The sequence below is a fragment of the Blautia sp. 1001283B150304_161114_C9 genome (genome assembly GCF_015668165.1).
Classification (GTDB): domain Bacteria; phylum Bacillota; class Clostridia; order Lachnospirales; family Lachnospiraceae; genus Blautia_A; species Blautia_A wexlerae.
The window spans coordinates 1-4,544 of record NZ_JADPGO010000068.1 but is presented as its reverse complement, the minus strand read 5'-3'; the positions used below and the strand labels follow the sequence as shown (position 1 = coordinate 4,544).

Here is a 4,544-nt window from a genome sequence, read left to right as displayed (position 1 = left end):
GTTTTCTGTGTGCAGAAAATTATAGATATCTGTACTGGAATCTTTCCAAAAATGTCTTCTGAGAACCAGCAAAAATTGCTTTCAAATTTTAATTTTTTTATTATTTTTTGACTATTTTTCCATTATTTGCTTTAATATAAAAAGGAAGTCCCACCTACTGCTCATTACATTTTACAATTAAAGCAGAGGACTTACCTGATTCAGTTAACCTTTCAATCTATAGGAGGTCGTTTACATATTATGAGAAATTTTGAATATTATACACCAACACAGGTTCTCTTTGGCAAAGATACCCACCTTCAGGCAGGTTCCCTGCTGAAGAAGTATGGAGCAAAAAAAGTTCTGATCCATTATGGAGGTCAGAGTGCTGTCCGTTCCGGACTGATTGATGAGATCACTTCTAATCTGAAAGAAGAAGGTCTTGAATACATCACCCTGGGTGGTGTCATTCCTAATCCACTTCTTTCTAAAGTCCGCGAGGGAATCGAATTATGCCAAAAAGAACATGTAGACTTTATCCTTGCTGTAGGAGGAGGAAGTGTTATCGACTCTTCCAAAGCCATCGGCTATGGCGTTGCCAATCCGAACAATGATGTCTGGGATTTCTGTCTGAAAAAAGCTGTTCCAACCGGCTGTCTGCCCATTGGTGTCATCCTTACAATTGCAGCTTCCGGAAGTGAAATGAGCAGTTCCAGTGTTATCACAAATGAAGAAACAAAAGAAAAACGTGGATGTGCAAAGACAGATTACTGCAGGCCGAAATTTGCCATCTTAAATCCACGTCTCACCTACACACTCCCACAGTATCAGACAGAAAGCGGATGTGTAGATATCCTCATGCACACCATGGAGCGATATTTTGTAAATATTGAAACTATGGAGATTACAGACAGCATCAGCGAAGCTCTGATGCAGACAGTCATTTACAATGCCCGTATTCTTATGAAAGAACCAGACAATTACAGCGCCAGGGCAGAAATTATGTGGGCAGGAAGCCTTTCCCACAACGGTCTGACCGGATGCGGTACAGGTGGTGGTGACTGGGCATGCCACCAGCTTGAACATGAACTGGGAGGTGTCTACAATGTAACTCACGGAGCAGGTCTGGCAGCTATCTGGGGAAGCTGGGCACGATACGTCTACGAGGTGAACCCTGAACGTTTTGCTCAGTTTGCCACCAATGTATTTGACATTCCATGTGGAACTGATTATAAAGAAACAGCCCTTGCAGGAATTGAAGCAATGGAAAATTTTTTCCGGTCTGTAAAAATGCCCACCAGTTTACATGAACTGGGTCTGGATCTCACAGATCAGCAAATTCATGATCTTGCATTCAAATGCAGTTTTGAGGACACTCGCACCATTGGAGTCTTTAAACAGCTCAATATGAGAGATATGGAAAAAATCTACCTTATGGCAAGATAAAATAAATTTTTGTTATAATTTTCTCTTTTTTCGCAAAAATCATAAAAATTACTTGCATTCAAACAATCAATATGCTATCATAAGGTTTGTGATACACAACAGTTCACAGACCAAATGCCCAGATAGCTCAGTTGGTAGAGCAGAGGACTGAAAATCCTCGTGTCGCTGGTTCGATTCCGGCTCTGGGCATTTTTTATTTTTTATTATCTTTTTTCTTTTTTTGCTCACGGCTGGTTAGAAAAAGCCTGAGCATTTTTTTATTTCATTTTTTAATATTGTCTTCTCTCACTTTCAGCAGTATAATTTTTCCAGAGTATGTTTGAAAAATGCTTTCCGCAAGATGTGCATCACAATTTGTAGGAATGATTTTTCAAACACGCTCTAAGACTATCATGAAATTTTGTATCAATATCATCACAATTTTCCCAATATTAATGCAATATTTTATTGAAGCAATATTTCACATAAGAAAGGAACTAAACTCATGAGTGACTTTAAAGTCGAGACTAAATGTCTCCATTCCGGTTACACTCCGTCTAAGGGTGAACCATGCGCACTCCCGATTTATCAGAGTACCACTTATAAATATGATACTACTGATGAAATGGGACAGCTCTTCGATCTTAAGGCAGAAGGATACTTCTATACCCGTCTGCAGAACCCCACAAATGATGCTGTAGCAGCAAAAATTGCAGATCTGGAGGGTGGTGTTGCCGCTATCCTTACCTCTTCCGGACAGGCTGCCAACTTCTATGCAGTCTTCAATATCTGCGAAGCAGGTGATCATGTTGTGGCGGCTTCTACTATTTACGGAGGAACCTTTAACCTCCTGGCTGTTACCTTCAAAAAGCTTGGCATTGACTGCACTTTCGTTGACACCGATGCTAGCCCTGAAGAAATTGCAGCTGCCTTCCGTCCTAATACAAAGGTACTTTTCGCAGAGACCATCGCAAACCCGGCCCTGGTAATTCTTGATATTGAAAAATTCGCAAAGGTTGCTCACGAACATGAAGTTCCGCTTATTGTAGACAACACCTTCGCTACTCCTGTAAACTGCCGTCCTTTTGAGTGGGGAGCTGATATCGTTACCCATTCCACAACCAAATATATGGACGGACATGCTGTGCAGGTTGGCGGAGCTATCGTTGACAGCGGTAACTTTGACTGGGATGCCTATGGACATAAATATCATGGACTGACTGAACCGGATGAATCTTATCATGGTGTTATTTATACTAAACAGTTTGGAAAGAAGGCTTATATCACAAAGGCAACCTCTCAGTTAATGCGTGACCTGGGCTCTATCCCGTCTCCTACAAACTGCTTCCTGTTAAACCTGGGACTTGAAACTCTTCCTCTCCGCGTGGAACGTCACTGCTATAATGCACAGAAGATTGCCGAATTCCTGAATGCCCATGAGAAAGTATCTCACGTAAACTATGCAGGACTTCCTGATGACAAATACTATGCACTTGCTCAGAAATACATGAACGAAGGCAGAACCTGCGGTGTTATCTCCTTTGAACTGACAGGTGGTCGAGAAGCTGCAGTCCGCTTTATGGACAGCTTAAAGCTTGCCACCATCGCAACGCACGTAGCAGCATCCAAAACCATGATCCTGCATCCTGCAAGCCATACTCACCGCCAGATGAACGATGAACAGCTTGTGGAAGCCGGCGTATCACCGGGAATGATCCGTCTCTCCGTTGGTATTGAAAATGTTGAAGACATCATTGCTGACATCGAACAGGCATTAAAAAACGCTTAAAAATCAAATTCAAAAAATCCGGCAAAACTTCTGAAATGATTTTATCATTTTCTGGTTTTTGCTGGATTTTTACTATTTTATCCAAAAATATTCTTCAGAATTTTTACTCAAGCAGATATACGTCTGTATAATATACGCCTTTATCTTCCCCTTCCTGATGAGTGGCAACATAAATATCAATACAATTATGTTTGATCGCACCGCCACAGTCCTCAGCCACATAAACCTGTCCATTGATCACAACTTTCGAACCATATGGAATCTGTGTAGGATCTACAGCAATCGTACGATTCGTCGTAGCCGTCACACCTGTGGAGGTAACCCCATTCGCCCAGGGACCACAGCAGATACTACATGGACAGTAATGTGTGATCTTAAATGTTCCAAGAGGTTTCAGTGTTGCATCAGAAGACACAGCAACAGGAGTTCCTACCTGAACACCACTGACAGCCGCTCCTTTTGAAGCAGTTACGCCATCCACAGCCTCTGCAAAAACGCCTTTGCCTTCACTTTTATGAATTGTTCCTGCTTCTTCACCGTCTACTTTAGCGACCTTTGACTCCTCTGTTTTCTCCTCTGCTGCTGTATTCTCCAGAACACTGGTAGGAATATATCCAATGCCTCTTTTTCCATTCTCTTTTTTATAGTAAATCTGACTCCAGATGCCATTTACTGTCGCCAGGCGCTTCACTTCATCCTCCTGAATGACCTCACCTACTACCTGTCCATCCTTCTTTCCCGGATAATCCAGAATATCACTGTCCTTCAGTGCTGTAAAAGTTCCCTTTGCCTGAGCAACCTGATCACTGTCATTGATATGTTTTGTGGGCACATAGCCACTGATCTTTTCCGTACCCTTTTTGCTCTTTTTCTCATAAGTCACTTTACTCCAGCCATTATCACATACGGCCACTCTCTCTACACCGGTACCAAGATACACTCTTACAAGCTTCTTTCCGTTTTTCCCCGGCATAGAGCGTATATAAGTTGCCTTTGCAGAAACAGAAACCTTATCCGACTTGGCAACTGCCGTTACCTTCTCTCCACTTCCATCATCAATCTCAAATGTCTGCGGTATCTTATTATCCTCCTTATAAGCATTAACTGTCCCCTCATAATCCAGGATATCCGCAGAAACTGTTGTTGGTAAAGTAAGCATACTGCAAACTAATAATACTAAAATTTTTTTCTTCATAAACTGAGCCTCAACTCCTTTATAGTCTCTCTCCGTCTGTCCTATCATAGCACACCCCCTCCCAATTTGCAATTTTCCAGTTACTGTTCACTCCGTTCTCAGTAACGTAGCCAAAATTCATTCCAGATTGCCTGCGGCAATGGAATTTTGGCTTGT

The 4,544-nt window shown here is 42.0% G+C and carries 4 protein-coding genes and 1 tRNA gene; 3 read left to right on the top strand and 2 right to left on the bottom strand.

Annotation, left to right across the window (positions count from 1 at the left end; genetic code table 11):
• The first annotated feature begins 240 nt into the window (after positions 1-240).
• Positions 241-1,425 (top strand): iron-containing alcohol dehydrogenase, encoded by a 1,185-nt coding sequence (locus tag I4V44_RS17115; protein WP_118569450.1) that lies wholly within the window; start codon positions 241-243, stop codon positions 1,423-1,425.
• A 116-nt stretch (positions 1,426-1,541) separates the two neighbouring features.
• A tRNA-Phe gene (locus tag I4V44_RS17110) sits at positions 1,542-1,614 on the top strand.
• 73 nt (positions 1,615-1,687) lie between these two features.
• Here the strand turns inward: I4V44_RS17110 and I4V44_RS18625 are convergent.
• Entirely contained in the window at positions 1,688-1,789 is a 102-nt protein-coding gene (locus I4V44_RS18625) for a DUF6783 domain-containing protein (RefSeq protein WP_349826277.1), read from the bottom strand.
• A gap of 120 nt (positions 1,790-1,909) precedes the next feature.
• Here I4V44_RS18625 and I4V44_RS17105 point away from each other — a divergent pair, with 120 nt between their 5' ends.
• The gene (locus I4V44_RS17105) at positions 1,910-3,193 is read left to right on the top strand and encodes an O-acetylhomoserine aminocarboxypropyltransferase/cysteine synthase family protein (protein WP_008705682.1); all 1,284 of its coding nucleotides are present in this window, start codon (positions 1,910-1,912) and stop codon (positions 3,191-3,193) included.
• Between the two features lie 103 nt (positions 3,194-3,296).
• Here the strand turns inward: I4V44_RS17105 and I4V44_RS17100 are convergent, their stop codons facing one another.
• Positions 3,297-4,436 (bottom strand): 3D domain-containing protein, encoded by a 1,140-nt coding sequence (locus I4V44_RS17100; protein ID WP_118758827.1) that lies wholly within the window; start codon positions 4,434-4,436, stop codon positions 3,297-3,299.
• Positions 4,437-4,544 lie beyond the last annotated feature (108 nt).